The sequence below is a fragment of the Chryseobacterium sp. GVT01B genome (assembly GCF_019970045.1).
Taxonomy (GTDB): Bacteria; Bacteroidota; Bacteroidia; order Flavobacteriales; family Weeksellaceae; genus Chryseobacterium.
This window is the reverse complement of sequence record NZ_JAHXYI010000011.1, coordinates 25,606-41,165: the sequence shown is the minus strand read 5'-3', so window position 1 is coordinate 41,165 and position 15,560 is coordinate 25,606. Positions and strand designations below refer to the sequence as shown.

15 protein-coding genes and 4 tRNA genes are annotated in these 15,560 nt (G+C 35.9%); all 19 read left to right on the top strand.

All coding sequences use genetic code 11. From position 1 onward, the window contains the following. Nucleotides 1-67: 67 nt before the first annotated feature. The 19 genes from lepB (LC457_RS21880) (at nucleotide 68) to LC457_RS21790 (ending at nucleotide 15,558) form a co-directional block, all read left to right on the top strand. Entirely contained in the window at nucleotides 68-1,711 is a 1,644-nt protein-coding gene (gene lepB / locus LC457_RS21880; RefSeq protein WP_223601734.1) for a signal peptidase I, read from the top strand. Further along, a complete protein-coding gene (gene lepB, locus LC457_RS21875) occupies nucleotides 1,711-2,385 on the top strand; it encodes a signal peptidase I (RefSeq protein WP_223601733.1) in 675 nt (224 codons plus the stop codon). Before lepB (LC457_RS21880) ends, lepB (LC457_RS21875) begins: the two co-directional genes overlap by 1 nt. An 11-nt stretch (nucleotides 2,386-2,396) precedes the next feature. Beyond that, on the top strand, nucleotides 2,397-3,014 hold the full coding sequence (locus LC457_RS21870; RefSeq protein ID WP_223601732.1) for a WbqC family protein: 618 nt from the start codon (nucleotides 2,397-2,399) through the stop codon (nucleotides 3,012-3,014). Between the two features lie 86 nt (nucleotides 3,015-3,100). Continuing rightward, nucleotides 3,101-4,783: a S8 family serine peptidase gene (locus tag LC457_RS21865; protein ID WP_223601731.1), complete on the top strand. Its 1,683-nt coding sequence runs from the start codon at nucleotides 3,101-3,103 to the stop codon at nucleotides 4,781-4,783. A 124-nt stretch (nucleotides 4,784-4,907) separates the two neighbouring features. Continuing rightward, entirely contained in the window at nucleotides 4,908-5,399 is a 492-nt protein-coding gene (locus tag LC457_RS21860; RefSeq protein ID WP_149835625.1) for a lipocalin family protein, read from the top strand. 25 nt (nucleotides 5,400-5,424) lie between these two features. After that, nucleotides 5,425-6,114: an OmpA family protein gene (locus LC457_RS21855; RefSeq protein WP_223601730.1), complete on the top strand. Its 690-nt coding sequence runs from the start codon at nucleotides 5,425-5,427 to the stop codon at nucleotides 6,112-6,114. Nucleotides 6,115-6,221: 107 nt separating this feature from the next. Then, nucleotides 6,222-7,109 carry a decaprenyl-phosphate phosphoribosyltransferase gene (locus LC457_RS21850; protein ID WP_223601729.1) on the top strand — a complete coding sequence of 296 codons (888 nt, stop codon included), beginning with the start codon at nucleotides 6,222-6,224 and terminating at the stop codon, nucleotides 7,107-7,109. Next, nucleotides 7,106-8,425 carry an FAD-binding oxidoreductase gene (locus tag LC457_RS21845; RefSeq protein ID WP_223601728.1) on the top strand — a complete coding sequence of 440 codons (1,320 nt, stop codon included), beginning with the start codon at nucleotides 7,106-7,108 and terminating at the stop codon, nucleotides 8,423-8,425. The genes LC457_RS21850 and LC457_RS21845 overlap by 4 nt, the downstream gene beginning before the upstream one ends. Beyond that, complete coding sequence (locus tag LC457_RS21840) at nucleotides 8,425-9,150, top strand: SDR family NAD(P)-dependent oxidoreductase (protein ID WP_142719026.1); 726 nt, start codon at nucleotides 8,425-8,427, stop codon at nucleotides 9,148-9,150. Before LC457_RS21845 ends, LC457_RS21840 begins: the two co-directional genes overlap by 1 nt. A gap of 7 nt (nucleotides 9,151-9,157) precedes the next feature. Then, nucleotides 9,158-9,745 carry an HAD family hydrolase gene (locus LC457_RS21835; RefSeq protein WP_223601727.1) on the top strand — a complete coding sequence of 196 codons (588 nt, stop codon included), beginning with the start codon at nucleotides 9,158-9,160 and terminating at the stop codon, nucleotides 9,743-9,745. Nucleotides 9,746-9,769: 24 nt separating this feature from the next. Then, nucleotides 9,770-10,237 (top strand): hypothetical protein, encoded by a 468-nt coding sequence (locus LC457_RS21830; RefSeq protein ID WP_223601726.1) that lies wholly within the window; start codon nucleotides 9,770-9,772, stop codon nucleotides 10,235-10,237. 2 nt (nucleotides 10,238-10,239) lie between these two features. Continuing rightward, nucleotides 10,240-11,415, top strand: a complete 1,176-nt coding sequence (locus LC457_RS21825; RefSeq protein ID WP_223601725.1) for a cysteine desulfurase family protein — start codon at nucleotides 10,240-10,242, stop codon at nucleotides 11,413-11,415. Between the two features lie 84 nt (nucleotides 11,416-11,499). Beyond that, nucleotides 11,500-11,817 (top strand): thioredoxin, encoded by a 318-nt coding sequence (trxA, locus tag LC457_RS21820; RefSeq protein ID WP_047380983.1) that lies wholly within the window; start codon nucleotides 11,500-11,502, stop codon nucleotides 11,815-11,817. Between the two features lie 125 nt (nucleotides 11,818-11,942). Continuing rightward, a tRNA-Asp gene (locus LC457_RS21815) sits at nucleotides 11,943-12,016 on the top strand. 33 nt (nucleotides 12,017-12,049) lie between these two features. Continuing rightward, a tRNA-Asp gene (locus LC457_RS21810) sits at nucleotides 12,050-12,123 on the top strand. Between the two features lie 31 nt (nucleotides 12,124-12,154). Then, nucleotides 12,155-12,228 (top strand) — tRNA-Asp (locus tag LC457_RS21805). Between the two features lie 33 nt (nucleotides 12,229-12,261). Then, nucleotides 12,262-12,335, top strand: a tRNA-Asp gene (locus LC457_RS21800). A gap of 322 nt (nucleotides 12,336-12,657) precedes the next feature. Next, a complete protein-coding gene (locus tag LC457_RS21795) occupies nucleotides 12,658-14,568 on the top strand; it encodes a nucleoside-diphosphate sugar epimerase/dehydratase (protein ID WP_223601724.1) in 1,911 nt (636 codons plus the stop codon). Between the two features lie 270 nt (nucleotides 14,569-14,838). Further along, complete coding sequence (locus LC457_RS21790; protein ID WP_223601723.1) at nucleotides 14,839-15,558, top strand: polysaccharide biosynthesis/export family protein; 720 nt, start codon at nucleotides 14,839-14,841, stop codon at nucleotides 15,556-15,558. Nucleotides 15,559-15,560 lie beyond the last annotated feature (2 nt).

Here is a 15,560-nt window from a genome sequence, read left to right as displayed (position 1 = left end):
GTAAACAGCGGACTGCTTTTATCATTTATTACTCATCATTTTATCATAAGAATAGGCACAAAAATTTATGAATTATTTTTTAACTTATACAGTATATGTCCTCGTACTATCCGTATTGATGGGCATTTCATCTTGGAAACTGTTCAAGAAAATGGGCTATAGCCCTTTATTTGCTTTTATCCCTTTCTACAACTATTTCATCATTCTGAAAGAGACAAAGCATCCGAAATGGTGGGCGATCCTGTCTTATCTTCCGATTGTAGGGCCAATCATGATGTCTGTTTTCCACCTTTATCTCGTGAAAAAGTTTGGGAAAACCCTTTTCAAAGACCAGATTCTTACTGTGATCCTGCCATTTATTTATTTGGCGGTGATTAACTATTCTAAAGATGTAGAGTTAGAAGATGAAAATGCAAACGACCTGTTTCTTACAGACGAAGAGAAGAATGATAAAAAGAAAGATACATTCGTAGGTTCAATTACCTTTGCCGTAGTTTTTGCTACAATAATCCACGTTTTTGTAACACAGCCTTTCGGGATTCCTACAGGATCTATGGAAAGAACATTATTAGTGGGTGACTTCCTTTTTGTAAACAAATGGAGCTACGGGTACAGACTTCCGATGCGTCCGGTAGCAATACCTTTCCTTCAGGGAACGATTATGGATACAGGACAAAAGGGTAACCCAAAAGATGATCCAAAATCTTACGTAGACGGAGTAAAACTTCCCTACACAAGAATTTTACAATTCAACAAGCCTCAGAAAAATGACGTAGTTGTTTTCAACTATCCTCAGGATTCTGTACATACAGCGATCGATAGAAAAGATCCTTACGTAAAACGTTGCGTTGCTACAGCAGGTGATACTTTTGAAATGAGAGCCGGAAGACTTTTCGTAAACGGAAAGCCGGAAACTGTTTTGGGTGATCAGGAAGTACAGCACAGATATATTGTAACAACCGATGCTCAATTAGATATCCCAACCTTATATAAAGCTTATGGATTTTTACCGGTTCAGGAGTTTCAACAGGATAACGGAGGATTTATTTATGGTTTTCAAGGTCTAACGGATAAGACTGCTAAAGAAATTAAAGAACTTCCTCATGTTCTTGATATGAAAGAAGAAGTTTCAGCAAAAGGTGAAGCTGCAGTATATTACAGAGACGAAGCCAAAACTAAAATTGATACGACACAATCTATTTTCCCGATCAACAAACCTTGGAATCAGGATTGGTACGGCCCGCTTAGAATTCCTAAAAAAGGAGATGTTGTGGCAATCAATCAGGAAACACTTCCAACTTATCAGTGGATCATTTCTGAATATGAGCACAACAGCTTAGAGAAAAAGAACGGGAAAATCTTTATCAACGGAAAAGAAGCAACCCAGTATACTATTCAGCAGGATTATTATATGATGGTGGGAGACAACAGAGATGCTTCGTTAGATGCAAGATTCTTTGGTTTCGTTCCGGAAGAAAATATTGTAGGAAAGCCGATGTTTACATGGATGAGCCTTCAGGGTGCTTTTGCAGACAGCAGTTCTACTTATCAGGCACCATTCAAAATCCGTTGGGAAAGAATGTTCAAAGCAACCAATACAGGAGAAGCCAATAAAACCTCTTACTGGTGGATTGCAGCAATGATCTTAATCTTATTCTTCGGGTGGGAGTATTTCGTGAAATTATTCAGAAAGAAAAAAACTGAAGAATAGTGTTTAAAAGTAAAATATTTAATAGAGCCCTTTTAATAGGCAGCTTTATTGTAACTCTTTTTATTATTGCAAAACTCTCCGGGGTTTTGCAATATGCTTTTGTACCAACGGCAGGCAATGAACCTACCATCAAAAAAAAGTCATTTATTGTGATGACTAACATCCTTCCTTATGCCAAGTTTAAAATGATTGCTTACAATCAGAATAATTTAGATTATCCTCAAGGTGTCTATGTGCAAAGATTAATAGGAACGGAAAATGATGAGATTTTAATTAAGGATGGAAAATTATACGTTAATAATACATTGATAGATCAGTTTAATGTGAAGCATTCTTATAAAATAGACAGAGGCTATGCAAATGATCTCCTATTTAAAGGTACTGAAGAAAATGAAGTCTTTCAGATTGATGATAATTACTTCATTACTCAGTTAAGTGATAAAGAACTTAATGATAATTTCTTCCATGAAAGGTTTATAAATCCAAATACACATCAGGATATTCGCAAAATTTATCATAAAGATTGGAATGCAGATAACTTTGGACCAATAAAAGTTCCAAGTGGAAAATTATTCTTTTTAGGAGATAATCGTAATGCAAGTTTAGATTCCCGTTATTTAGGCTTTATTGATGAGAAAGATGCCGTAGGACGGGTAATTTACCCTAGAAACTAGATTATATTATTATGCAAAATATTTTATTACCGGCATTTTATTTGCCCCCAATTTCATGGTTTTCAGTATTGTTAAATCCTGAGAATGAAATTACATTGGAACAGTTTGAAAACTTTCCCAAACAGACTTACAGAAACAGAGCAAACATCTATGGAGCCAACGGAAAATTGTCCTTGATAATTCCTATCCATCATAACGGGAAAAGAGAATTTAAAGATGTTGAAATCTCTTACCGTGAAGATTGGAGATCCCTTCATTGGAAATCAATCAAGACGGCATATCAGAGTTCTCCTTATTTTGAATACTATGAAGATAAGTTCAGAAAAATATTTGAGCTTCAGGAAAAATACCTTCTTGATTTTAACCTTAAAGGGATAGAAATCATCCAACAGATATTGAAAACAGAAAAGGCACACTCTTTGAATGAAGAATATATCAAAAATCCTGAAAGTATTAATTTCAGAGAAAAGTTTTCGGCAAAACTTCCATCAGAGTTTCAAATGGAAGAATATTACCAGACATTTTCTGATAAATTAGGCTTTTTGGAAGACCTTTCGGTTCTTGACCTTATTTGTAATAAAGGTCCTGAATCGCTGGTGTATATAAAAAATATAAAACAATCATATTAGCATACAATCGCTATTAGTGAAATTTCAGTATAGAACAGAAGAAGTTGGTGATTGGTGTATCTTTTTAAAAAAATAAATTTCAACATATGAAAAAGGTATTATTAGCTGCAGTTTTTTTAGCAGGTTTTAGTTTCTCTTTTGCACAGGAATCTAAAGCTAAAAGTATTGATCCAAACGAAGATAAAGATCTGATGACATGGTATCATAAAGATTTTGCAACTTCAAAAGTATATGGGGTAAATACGGCAAATGCTTATAAATACTTAGAATCTAAAGGGCTGAAGCCTAAAACCGTTGTAGTAGGAGTTTTGGATAGTGGAGTACAGGTAGACCATCCCGGATTGGTAAATAACCTTTGGTCAAACCCTAATGAAATTCCCGGAAATGGTAAAGATGACGACGGAAACGGATACATTGATGATGTACACGGTTGGAACTTCATAGGAGGTAAAAACGGTGATGTTGATATCGATAATATGGAAGTCACAAGAGTCGTTGCCAAATACAAACCTGTTTTTGAAGGAACTGATTCCACTAAAAATAAAGCAAATCAGGCTCAAATGAAAGATGAGTTTGATATGTATATGAAGGCCAAAGATATGTTCAATAAGAAAAGTATCGAGGCTCAACAGAATTTCAGAACCTATTCTATGCTGAACGAGCTGATTCCTAATATGGTAAAATTATTAGGAGGTAAGCCTGTAACCGCTGAGACACTCTCAGCAATTAAAGCCCCTACAGATCAAAAAGATGCAATCGCACTGGAATTCCTTGGTCAGATTTCTCAAAGCCCTGAATTCAAAGGAAAATCTTCCGCTGAATTTGAAAAAAAGATGAAGGAAGAAATGAAAGAGGCAATAGACCATTTTGCTCCGGCAGCAAAACAATATGACCTTTCCTATGATACCAGAAAAGAAATTGTAGGTGATAACTATGATGACTATTCTGAAAAAAGCTATGGTAACAATCATTACGAAGGACCGGATGCAGAACATGGAACTCACGTAGCAGGAATTATCGCAGGATTGCCGCAAGGAAAAGAAATTCAGCACGGTGTAGCTTCAAAAGTTGCTAAGATCATGTCTGTAAGAACAGTTCCAAACGGTGATGAAAGAGACAAAGATGTAGCTAACGCCATCAGATATGCAGTAGATAACGGAGCAAAAGTTTTAAATATGAGCTTCGGGAAACCTGTTTCTCCAGGTAAAAATGTAGTTTGGGATGCTTTTAAATATGCTGAAGATAAAGGTGTGCTTTTAGTAAAAGCTGCCGGTAACGAAAATGAAGATGTTGCAGAACATTTGGCATATCCTACCAACTTTAAAAATGTTACTGATGAAAAACCATTTGTGAGCAATGTTCTTGTAGTAGGAGCAAGTACCAATAAAAACAGTGCTTTAAGAGCTGATTTCTCTAACTACAATAAAAAAATGGTGAATGTTTTCGCCCCGGGTGAAGAAATTTATTCTACCGTTCCTAAAAACGAATACAAATACCTTCAGGGAACTTCTATGGCTTCCCCTGTGGTAGCTGGAGGAGCTGCAGTTTTATTAGCATATATGCCGGATCTGAAACCTTATCAGATCATTGAAGCACTTGTGAAAAGCAGCAATGCAAGTACTGCAAACGGATTCACAGACCAATCACAGGCAGGAGGTGTTATCGACCTGAAAAAAGCTGCAGAATATGCCTATACCAATTTCTACAAAGGAAAGCCGTCAAGCACTGCTAAGCCTTCGAAATCCGTAAAAAAGGCTGTTAAAAAATAATTTATCTCCCTGTTTTTAAGGAGAAACCATAAAAAGTCCGAATTTTTTCGGACTTTTTATTTTTTATTTTAAATTTTGGCACGGTTTTTTGTAACTTTATAGTAACAAAATAATAAACAACAAAATGAAAAAGTTACTACTTGCAGGGATGTTGGGAACATCACTTTTTGCAGTTTCGTGTTCCTCTGTTAACAAAGCAGCTACATCTCAAAATCAAAGAGCCGACTTCCTGAAAATGAAAGGAGACTGGCAGATTGTAAGCATAGATTATGATAAAGGTTATAAAATTAAACCTTTTGACGAAGGTGCAGACGCACAGTGTTTCGTGGGAAGCCACTGGAGACTGATTCCTAATAACTGGACAGGAGCGTATACTTTAAATGGTGGTGGAGATTGCCCGGCAATTACACAACCTATCAAATTTGAAGTAAAAGGTGGTAATACGTTTATGTTTAAAAAAATTGCTTCGGGTACTAAAGCAAAACAAAATACTGCAGGGTATACAATGACGTTAATCAACCAGGCTACAGATCAGTTTTCACTTGAGCAAGATGTTCCTTTTGAAGGAGGTAATGTAAAAGTAGTTTACAACTTCCAGAGAACAGGAATGAAATAATTTATCAACATAAAAGATCAAAAAAATGAATTTTAATAAAACATACGTAGGAGCCCTTTTCTTGTCATCAGCATTATTATTGACAAGCTGTGAGGCAGTTCAGAATTCAAATCACCAACAAAGAGGTACAGCAGTAGGTGTTGCTTCAGGAGCAGTACTTGGAGGTATCCTGGGTAACAATGTAGGAAAAGGAGGAAACGGAGCTATTGGTGCTGTATTAGGTGGTATTATCGGTGGTGTAGCTGGTAATGTTATCGGTAACAAAATGGATAAGCAGGCCAGAGATATTAAAGAAACTTTACCAGGTGCTCAGGTAGAAAGAGTAGGAGATGGTATTAAAGTAACAATGAATGAAAGCATCGTTAACTTTGCATTTGACTCTTCAAACCTTACTTCTGTTGCACAGACTAACCTTGATAAGCTGGCTGAAGTATTAGTAAACAACCCTGATACCAATATCAATATCTACGGACACACAGACAGCGTAGGTAAAGACGCTTACAACATGGCACTTTCTCAAAGAAGAGCTGATGCTGTAAAAACTTATTTAGTAGGAAAAGGAATTGCATCAAGCAGAATGTTCACAAAAGGTGAAGGTAAAAATATGCCGGTTGCAAGCAATGATACTGATGAAGGAAGAGCTAAAAACAGAAGAGTAGAGTTTGCGATCACTGCAAATGAAAAAATGATTAATGATGCCAAGCAAGGGCAGTAATTAATTTTACATATAAATATTTTCGTAAAAGACCGCCCCGGCGGTTTTTTTTGTATTTTTATGCTAGAAATTTTGAATTTATTATTTTTGTACTTGAAACAACATAAATGAAGAAATATTTAAAGCTGCTCCGTGTAGAGCAATGGGTGAAAAACCTTTTTGTATTTGTCCCTCTTTTCTTTTCAGGTAATATTACCAACATTGATCTGCTTACCAAAAGCATTTTCGCATTTGTTATATTTTCGCTTGCGGCAAGTGTTGTGTATATCCTGAATGACTACAATGATATCGAAGCAGACAGAAAACATCCTGAAAAAAGGAGAAGACCCTTAGCTAGTGGAGCTATTTCAAAAGCAACAGCTATAGGAATTCTTATCGGTCTGGTCATTACAGACATTATTCTTGTATTTTTCACACAGCTCTATTTCCATGAGTTGCTTTGGAAGTTTGCCATCATCATAGGTTTCTATGTGGTGATGAATCTGGCATATACATTTAGACTGAAACATGTTCCTATCATTGATATTTTTATTATCGCTATAGGATTTGTACTGCGTGTATTGGCTGGAGGTTATATTACAGGAATCAGTATTTCACAATGGGCTATTCTTTTAACGTTTGTATTGGCACTTGTACTGGCAATTGGAAAAAGAAGAGGAGAATTGATCAACGCACAGGTTTCAGGAAAAACAAGAAAAGCATTGGATGGGTATAATGTTCAGTTTGCAGATATTGCATTATCCATTTCTATTACACTGGCTATTGTGTGCTACCTGATGTTTACCCTGTCACCGGAAGTTCAGGAAAGATTCCATGAAAGAGTTTTTTATACGGTGATTTTTGTGGTTTTTGCCTTATTAAGATACCTTCAGCAGACCTTGGTTTACAACAGAACGGAATCTCCTACAAAAATTGTGTACCGGGATCGCTATATACAAGTTACCCTGATACTCTGGGTAGCTGCATTTTTAATTCAAATTTATTTTAAGAAATGAAGCCGAATTTCACACAGAAAGTTACAAACTGGGGTAATTTCCCGGTAGTGGAGAAAGAAATGAGATCAGAGGACAGTTTCAAAAAAATAAAAGAATTTGTACTCAATCACAACGAGATTATTGCCAGAGGAAACGGAAGATGCTATGGAGATGCTTCGTTGGGAGAATCTATATTTTCAACAAAAAAATTAAATAAGTTTATCAATTTTGACCGTTTAAACGGAGTGATAGAATGTGAATCCGGAGTGCTGCTTTCAGATGTTCTGGAAATTGCTGTCCCACAGGGATATTTTCTGTATGTTACCCCGGGGACAAAATTTGTATCAGTAGGAGGTGCTATAGCTTCCGATGTTCATGGAAAAAACCACCATGCAGAAGGATGTTTCTCAGAATATGTGATTGAATTTAAACTCATGACTGAGAGCGGGGAAATTATTACCTGTTCCAGAGAAGAAAATTCAGAGAAGTTCTGGGCTACCATTGGTGGAATGGGACTTACAGGGATTATTCTTACGGCAAAATTTAAGCTTAAAAATATAGAATCCGCATACATTCGTCAGGAAAGTATCAAAGCAGATAATCTGGATGAAATCTTTAAACTGTTTGATGAAAGTGAAAACTGGACTTACACCGTTGCATGGATCGATTGCCTTCAGAAAGGAAAAAACATTGGAAGAAGTATTCTGATGAGAGGTGAGCATGCCTTTCAACATGAGCTTCCCCAGAAGTTTTCGAAAACTCCTTTGAGATTAAAGAAAAAATTATCACCTACAGTTCCTTTCTATTTTCCGGGATTTGTGCTGAATGCCCTTACGGTAAAAATATTCAACTGGCTTTATTATAAAAAACAGTCCAAGAAGGAAGTTAAGAATTTTATTGATTACGAAACATTTTTCTATCCTTTGGATGCTATTAATGATTGGAACAAAATCTACGGAAAATCCGGTTTTATACAATATCAGATGGTGATTCCTAAAGAAGCGGGAAAAGAAGGGATGAAAAGAATCCTTGAGACGATCGCGAAAAGCGGAAACGGATCATTCCTAGCAGTTTTAAAACTTTTTGGAAAACATAATCCGGAGGCTTACAACTCATTCCCGGTGGAAGGGTATACACTGGCTTTGGATTTTAAAGTCAATTCAAAACTGAAAAAACTGGTAGACCAGCTTGATGCAATTGTTCAGGAGTTCGGAGGAAGAATTTACCTTACCAAAGACAGTATGAGCAGATCATCGCTTACCAATTATCTGAAAAATATTCAAAATCCTAAATTTGTGTCTTTACAGCACAAAAGAATCATAAACAACAACTCATAATGATAGTTTTGGGAAGCACATCTGAAGTGGCACAAGCTTTTGTGGAAAAAGCACTTCAGGAAGGAGAAAAGTTTGAAAAAATCTATCTTTTTACCTCAAATAAAGAAACTACAGAACGGTTCGCAAGGCATATTGATGTGAAATTTCTGCAGCAGGCGGAAGTCATTGAACTGGATCTGACCAAAGAAATTGATTACAACAGATTTGATAATATCAATTCAAATGTATTATTTTGTGCCGTAGGATATTTGGGAGAAGGAACGGAAGAAGGACTGTATGATAACAGAAATACGGAACGGATCATAGACATTAATTATTCAAAATTGGTTCCTGTAATGAACTATTTTGCTCATAAATTTGAAAGCAGAAGATCCGGAACGATCATTGGGCTTTCATCAGTAGCAGGAGACAGGGGAAGACAGAGTAATTTTATCTATGGAAGTGCAAAAGCAGCATTTACAGCCTATCTGAGTGGTTTGAGAAACTACCTTTTTGATAAAAAAGTACACGTTCTTACGATAAAACCTGGGTTTATGGCAACTAAAATGACTGAAGGTCTGCCTTTAAATCCGAAACTGACAGCAACACCGAAACAAGCGGCTGCCTGTATTTATAAAGCCTTTAAAAAGGAGAAAAACGTGGCATATGTTTTGCCGGTTTGGAGTATTATTATGATGATTATCAGAAATATACCTGAATTTATATTCAAAAAATTAAAGCTTTAAATAGAAAATGAAAAAATTGTATTGTTTTGATTTTGACGGAACTTTGACCTATAAGGATACTATGTTTATGTATCTTAAATTCTACGATTCTACAAGATACCGGATACAATTTTTAAGACATGTACCCCTCTTTATCCTGTTGAAATTAAAGCTTGCCGAAACGGAAAAAGTGAAAAAAAGTTTTATCGGATCTATTTTAAAAGGACAGACTCAGGAAAAGATTGAAATGAAGTCTAAACAGTTTTTTGAACTTCACTATCCTAAAATTGTGAGGGAAAATGCATTAGACTTTATAAAAAATATCGATAGGAATAATACACAAAGTTTATTGGTAACCGCTTCCTTAGATATTTGGGTAAAGCCTTTCGCTGAGGAACTTAAAATGGAGCTTGTTTCTACGCGGGCAGAGTTTAAGAACGGAATTTTTACAGGAAATTTTGTAGGAAAAAACTGCAATGGGAAAGAAAAACTGGTAAGAATTAAAGAAGAAATAAACAATTCTAAGTACGATAAAATTATTGCATTTGGGGATACCTCAGGAGATCGGCCAATGTTGAAATGGGCAAATGAGGGACATTACCAATTTTTTCACTAATTTTGGGAGATAAAATTGTAAAAAATGAAAAGCCTGTTAATTGCATGTGCAGTAATCTTTATGAGCTGTGCAAGCACTTCATCTCAGAAGTCTTCTGCTGTGCAGGGAAATACTGAACTCCTTGTTTCTGAATCTCAGGGAGGAACTGATAAACCTGGTTTTAAGATAATCAATGACGAAAAAGAGTTTCGTAATATTATCCAGGGAAGTTTTGGTATCGCAGATCTGGGAAAAGAATCTTATATCAAATATCCTCAGTTTCCGAAAAATAAGAAAGTCGTTTTATACAATTTGGGAACCTTCAGATCAGGAAGCCACAAAATTGAAGAAGTCAAAGGAGTAACTGTGAAAAATCAGATTCTCTACGTAGAAGTTCCGGCCGGAGAACCTTCTGGTGGAATGGAAATTCAGGTGATCTCCAGCCCATGGTTTATTTTCACTGTTCCCACAGATTACAAGTTTACCTCCGTAGAATTAAAATATTCAAAATAATAATGGATAAAGTATATTTAGATAATGCCGCAACCACTCCGCTTGCAGAAGAAGTTATAGATGCAATGGTGGGCACTATGAAGATGAATTTCGGAAACCCGTCTTCAACGCACAGCTTTGGACAGGAAGCAAAAATCCTTATTGAAAATGTAAGAAGACAGGTTGCAGACTATCTTCATGTAACTCCTGCTGAAATCATTTTTACTTCTTGTGGAACCGAATCCAACAATATGATCATCAAATCCTCGGTAGAACACCTTGGAGTAGAAAGAATCATCAGCTCTCCCCTGGAACATAAATGTGTTTCTGAAAGTATTCTGGACATGAAAAGCAGAAAAGGAGTAGAAGTGAACTACATTCGTCCGAATGAAAAAGGAGATATTGACCTTACGAAATTAGAAGAGCTGTTAAAAGCTTCAGATAAAAAAACGTTGGTAAGCTTAATGCACGCCAACAACGAAATCGGAAATATCATCAATCTTAAACAAGTTGCCCAGCTATGTAAAGAGCATAATGCACTTTTCCACTCGGATACTGTACAGACTATGGCTCATATGAATCTTGATTTTTCTGAGATTCCTGTAGACTTTGCTTCCTGCAGTGCCCATAAGTTTCACGGGCCAAAAGGAGCGGGATTTGCATTTATCAGAAAAGCAACAGGTTTAAAAGGAATCATTACCGGAGGGCCTCAGGAAAGAAGCCTTAGAGCCGGAACCGAAAATGTGAGTGGTATCGTAGGATTGGGTAAAGCACTAGAGCTTTCTCTGAACCATATGGATGAATATACCAACCATATGCAGGATATTAAAAATTACGCAATCGAAAGACTTTCTGCCGAAATCGAAGGAATTAAATTCAATGGAAGAAGTGCTGAAAAAGAAAACAGTCTTTATACAGTTTTAAGTGCGTTATTGCCATACAAAAATCCATTGATAGGACTTCAGCTTGATATGAAAGGAATTGCGATTTCTCAGGGAAGTGCATGCTCATCAGGAGCTTCAAAACCTTCAATGGTGATGATGATGGTGCTTTCTGAAGACGAAATGGATCATTGTACGCCATTGAGAATTTCTTTCAGTCATATGACGACTAAAGCGGATATTGATACATTAGTGAATGCTTTGAAAGAAATTTCAAGTGACTATACTATAGAAAAAACTAATGTTGAGCATAGATAGTCTTGTGCGCTAAATATCGTAATTTTGAACATCTGATAAAGGATTAAAAGAAAAATAATATTAATTAAAATAAAAGAAACAAAAATGGCTTTAGAAATTACAGACAGCTCATTTCAGGATACGGTTTTAAAATCAGACAAACCTGTATTAGTAGACTTCTGGGCAGTATGGTGCGGACCATGCAGAACTTTAGGACCAATCATCGAAGAAGTTGCTTCAGATTTTGAAGGAAAAGCAATCGTTGGGAAAGTGGATGTAGATAACAACCAGGAGATTTCTATGCAGTATGGTATCAGAAATATCCCTACAGTTCTTATTTTTAAGAACGGAGAAGTAGTAGATAAATTAGTAGGTGTAGCTCCAAAAGAGGTAATCGCTGAAAAATTAAGCGCTCACTTATAAAAAAATAAGTTTGATAATGAATGCCTTCCAGTATTGGGGGGCATTTTTTCTAAAATAATTTGCAGATAACAAAAAAAGGTGTAATTTTGCAACCACGAAAAAGAAACGACGTTCTTTAAAAAAATGATCCGGTAGTTCAGCTGGTTAGAATGCCGCCCTGTCACGGCGGAGGTCGCGGGTTCGAGTCCCGTCCGGATCGCATAAGTTTTCTCAATTTACCTTTAAAAAAATTGATCCGGTAGTTCAGCTGGTTAGAATGCCGCCCTGTCACGGCGGAGGTCGCGGGTTCGAGTCCCGTCCGGATCGCATAAGTTTTCTCAATTTCTTTAAAAAAATTGATCCGGTAGTTCAGCTGGTTAGAATGCCGCCCTGTCACGGCGGAGGTCGCGGGTTCGAGTCCCGTCCGGATCGCAGAAGTTTTTCTCAATTTACTTTAAAAAAATTGATCCGGTAGTTCAGCTGGTTAGAATGCCGCCCTGTCACGGCGGAGGTCGCGGGTTCGAGTCCCGTCCGGATCGCAACTACCATATGAAAGTAGTATAAAATACTGTAAAACGTATGTTTTACAGTATTTTTTTTTGTTTTATATGGGGTTCAAAAAGTGGGAAATTGATCAGGTACAAAACGTTGGAAGGGAAATAGTATCCGTATATCGCGGTTGGTTTGCAAACCTTTTTAATGTTTTTATTTTTGGAAATTTGTTTCAAAATGTTAATTTATATTTTAAATAAAAATTAACTTGTAGTACTAAAAATATTAATAATAATTGTTACCTTCGCCCAATAATAAAAGCCACTGAGTGTTGAATTAATGAAAATGGTATTTTAGGTTTATTTGTATATGGGGGACATTTTTAAAATCAGGGAGTTAAGGTATATACCCAGATGGTCGGTTTTTTTTATCGACATCTCAGTCATTTTCTTTTCTGTTTTAATTTCATATTTGTTCTTAAAAAGTCTGAAGGTAAAACTTAACTTTATTGAGTATCAAAATGAAAAAATATTTTCAGTAATTATTGTTAATATTCTGTTTATACTCCTGTTCAAAACATACGCGGGAATTATAAGGCACTCTACTTTTTTTGATTTTTGTAAAATTTTATGGTCTTCGGGTTGTGCTCTTATTACATTACTGGGACTTAATTTTATATCCGGACTGGCATTGGGTAAGCCTGTTTTTTTATATCCGGTTCTGTTTTTATTTTTCTTGATTTCTATTTTTCTGATGTTCTTTTTCAGAATGATAACCAAACAGATTTTTTCAATATTTATTTCTAAAGATGTTTCGTCCAAGGAAAGGGTTGCTGTTGTAGGGATAGGAGGTGCTTCTGTCTCATTAGCGAATGCTATTATTCATAATCCCGATCATCCATACCAGCTGGCAGGATTTATTAGTGCGAGGTCAGATTCTAAGAAAGCAATGCTGCTAGGTCATAAGATTTATAATAAAAAGCAGTTTCTTAAAAGCGATAATCTGAGAGAACAGTTTGATGCGGTTTTGATCAAAGATATGATGACAAAGCGGGAAATGGAAGAATGGACAGCCCTTGCATTGGATAATGGGTTGAAAGTGTTAAAAGCGCCTGTAGCCAGTATAATAAAGGAAGATGATGTTGTAAGAGGTATTCGCCCGCTTAAGATTGAAGATTTACTCAATCGCCCGGCCATTAAAATAGAAGGGGAAGAGGTAAGAAGTTTCCATGTTAATAAAACTATTTTAGTAACCGGAGGAGCCGGGTCTATAGGAAGCGAAATTGTAAGGCAGGTATCTCAATTGAATTCATCGCTTATTGTGGTAGTTGATCAGGCGGAATCTCCTTTATATGAATTGCAGCTTGAATTGTTGGAGAGATTCCCGAACCAAAAATTCAAATTTGTACTGGCGGATATTTCAAACTATTCCAGAATCGAAAAACTATTTGATGATCATCAGTTTTCAATAGTTTATCATGCTGCAGCATACAAACACGTACCTTTAATAGAAGATAATCCTCATGAAGCTATTTTTGTGAACATTGGAGGAACTAAAAACTTAGCTCTTTTATCAAAAAGATATAACGTTAATCGTTTTGTAATGGTATCTACAGATAAAGCGGTAAACCCAACTAACGTAATGGGAGCTTCTAAAAGGGCTGCTGAACTTTTTGTACAGTCATTGCAAAATTCTTCTGGGAACACAACAAAATTTATTACCACGCGTTTTGGAAATGTACTAGGGTCTAATGGTTCTGTAATACCACATTTTAAAAAACAAATCGAAAAAGGAGGTCCTGTTACAATTACTCATCCTGATATTATTCGTTATTTTATGACTATTCCGGAAGCCTGCGAACTGGTACTTCAGGCAGGCACAATGGGACAAGGCGGTGAGATTTATGTTTTTGATATGGGTAAACCTGTTAAAATCCTGGATTTGGCAGAAAGAATGATCAAATTATCAGGGTATACACCGGGTGTTGATATTAAAATTGATTTTATAGGCTTAAGACCTGGTGAAAAGTTGTATGAAGAGCTTTTAACTGATAATTCCACAACTATTCCTACTCATCATGAGAAAATTATGATATCCAGAGACCCATTAATGGAGTTTGAAGATATAGATACTTTGTGTCAGCAGATTATTATGTCAGCAATGAATAAGGATAATTTACAAATCGTGAAAATATTAAAAATCATTGTACCGGAATTTATAAGCAATAATTCTGAATTTGAAGTTTTGGATAAAATATCTGAACATGAAGTATATAAGTAAAGTATATAAATGAAATCAATGAAAAAAATAGTGGAAAATAATATTTTTCGTTATTTTATTTCCAAACGGAATGAAAATTGCTAGAAAAAGAATTGATTTAAATAGAGGTGTAGAAATACACTTCACATCAGTAAAAACTAATACCATAGAATCTTAAATAAATTGAAGTTAACTCAAGTAGACTTAGAACAAAAACATATGAATAAAACTATTATTGCATATATATTACTGTTATCGCTTACTTTACTATCATGTAGACCAAAGCAAAATATGGTATATATATCGAAACATAATATGGAAGAGGAAGTTGCAAAAGCAAAGTTCCAGGGCTTACATATTCAGGAAGGGGATGTACTTTTAATTCTTGTTTCTGCACTGGATGAAGTTGCAGTAAAGCCATTCAATCTTAATACAACAAATAAGGTAGGGAGCACTTCAAATGCCGGAATAAATCAATATGCGCAACCAAGTGAGTATTTGGTAAATGAGGAAGGAAACATATATTTCCCTGTAATAGGGAATGTATATGCTAAAGGAATGACACAAATACAGCTGAAAAATGACCTTGAGGCCCGACTTAAAAGATATCTTACAGATCCTATGGTGAGTATTACTCTGAAAAATTTCAATGTGAGTATCTTGGGTGAAGTTAAAAATCCGGGTCAGAAAGAAAGTGTTTCTCAAAAGATTAACATCTTTCAGGCATTAGGTCTTGCCGGTGATATGACAGATTTCGGAGACCGTACCAATGTAAAGCTTATCCGTACGGGGGATGATGGTACTGATCAAATTGCAAATGTTGACCTTACCAGATCTGATATTGTAAGCTCTCCGTACTATTATATGAAACAAAATGACATATTATATGTACAGCCGGACAAAAACAAACAGGTTCAGGCTAACTCGAATCCAAACAGAGCGCTGACATTCCAGATCATTGGTGCATTATTAACTGCGGGTACGCTTATTATTGCTTTAACACGAAGATAAAA

Excerpts from the sequence above, each read along its gene's own strand:
- lepB (WP_223601734.1), top strand. The coding sequence starts at position 68 with ATGAATTATTTTTTAACTTATACAGTATATGTCCTCGTACTATCCGTA.
- LC457_RS21870 (WP_223601732.1), top strand. The coding sequence starts at position 2,397 with ATGCAAAATATTTTATTACCGGCATTTTATTTGCCCCCAATTTCATGG.
- LC457_RS21865 (WP_223601731.1), top strand. The coding sequence starts at position 3,101 with ATGAAAAAGGTATTATTAGCTGCAGTTTTTTTAGCAGGTTTTAGTTTC.
- LC457_RS21860 (WP_149835625.1), top strand. The coding sequence starts at position 4,908 with ATGAAAAAGTTACTACTTGCAGGGATGTTGGGAACATCACTTTTTGCA.
- LC457_RS21855 (WP_223601730.1), top strand. The coding sequence starts at position 5,425 with ATGAATTTTAATAAAACATACGTAGGAGCCCTTTTCTTGTCATCAGCA.
- LC457_RS21850 (WP_223601729.1), top strand. The coding sequence starts at position 6,222 with ATGAAGAAATATTTAAAGCTGCTCCGTGTAGAGCAATGGGTGAAAAAC.
- LC457_RS21845 (WP_223601728.1), top strand. The coding sequence starts at position 7,106 with ATGAAGCCGAATTTCACACAGAAAGTTACAAACTGGGGTAATTTCCCG.
- LC457_RS21840 (WP_142719026.1), top strand. The coding sequence starts at position 8,425 with ATGATAGTTTTGGGAAGCACATCTGAAGTGGCACAAGCTTTTGTGGAA.
- LC457_RS21835 (WP_223601727.1), top strand. The coding sequence starts at position 9,158 with ATGAAAAAATTGTATTGTTTTGATTTTGACGGAACTTTGACCTATAAG.
- LC457_RS21830 (WP_223601726.1), top strand. The coding sequence starts at position 9,770 with ATGAAAAGCCTGTTAATTGCATGTGCAGTAATCTTTATGAGCTGTGCA.
- LC457_RS21825 (WP_223601725.1), top strand. The coding sequence starts at position 10,240 with ATGGATAAAGTATATTTAGATAATGCCGCAACCACTCCGCTTGCAGAA.
- trxA (WP_047380983.1), top strand. The coding sequence starts at position 11,500 with ATGGCTTTAGAAATTACAGACAGCTCATTTCAGGATACGGTTTTAAAA.
- LC457_RS21795 (WP_223601724.1), top strand. The coding sequence starts at position 12,658 with ATGGGGGACATTTTTAAAATCAGGGAGTTAAGGTATATACCCAGATGG.
- LC457_RS21790 (WP_223601723.1), top strand. The coding sequence starts at position 14,839 with ATGGTATATATATCGAAACATAATATGGAAGAGGAAGTTGCAAAAGCA.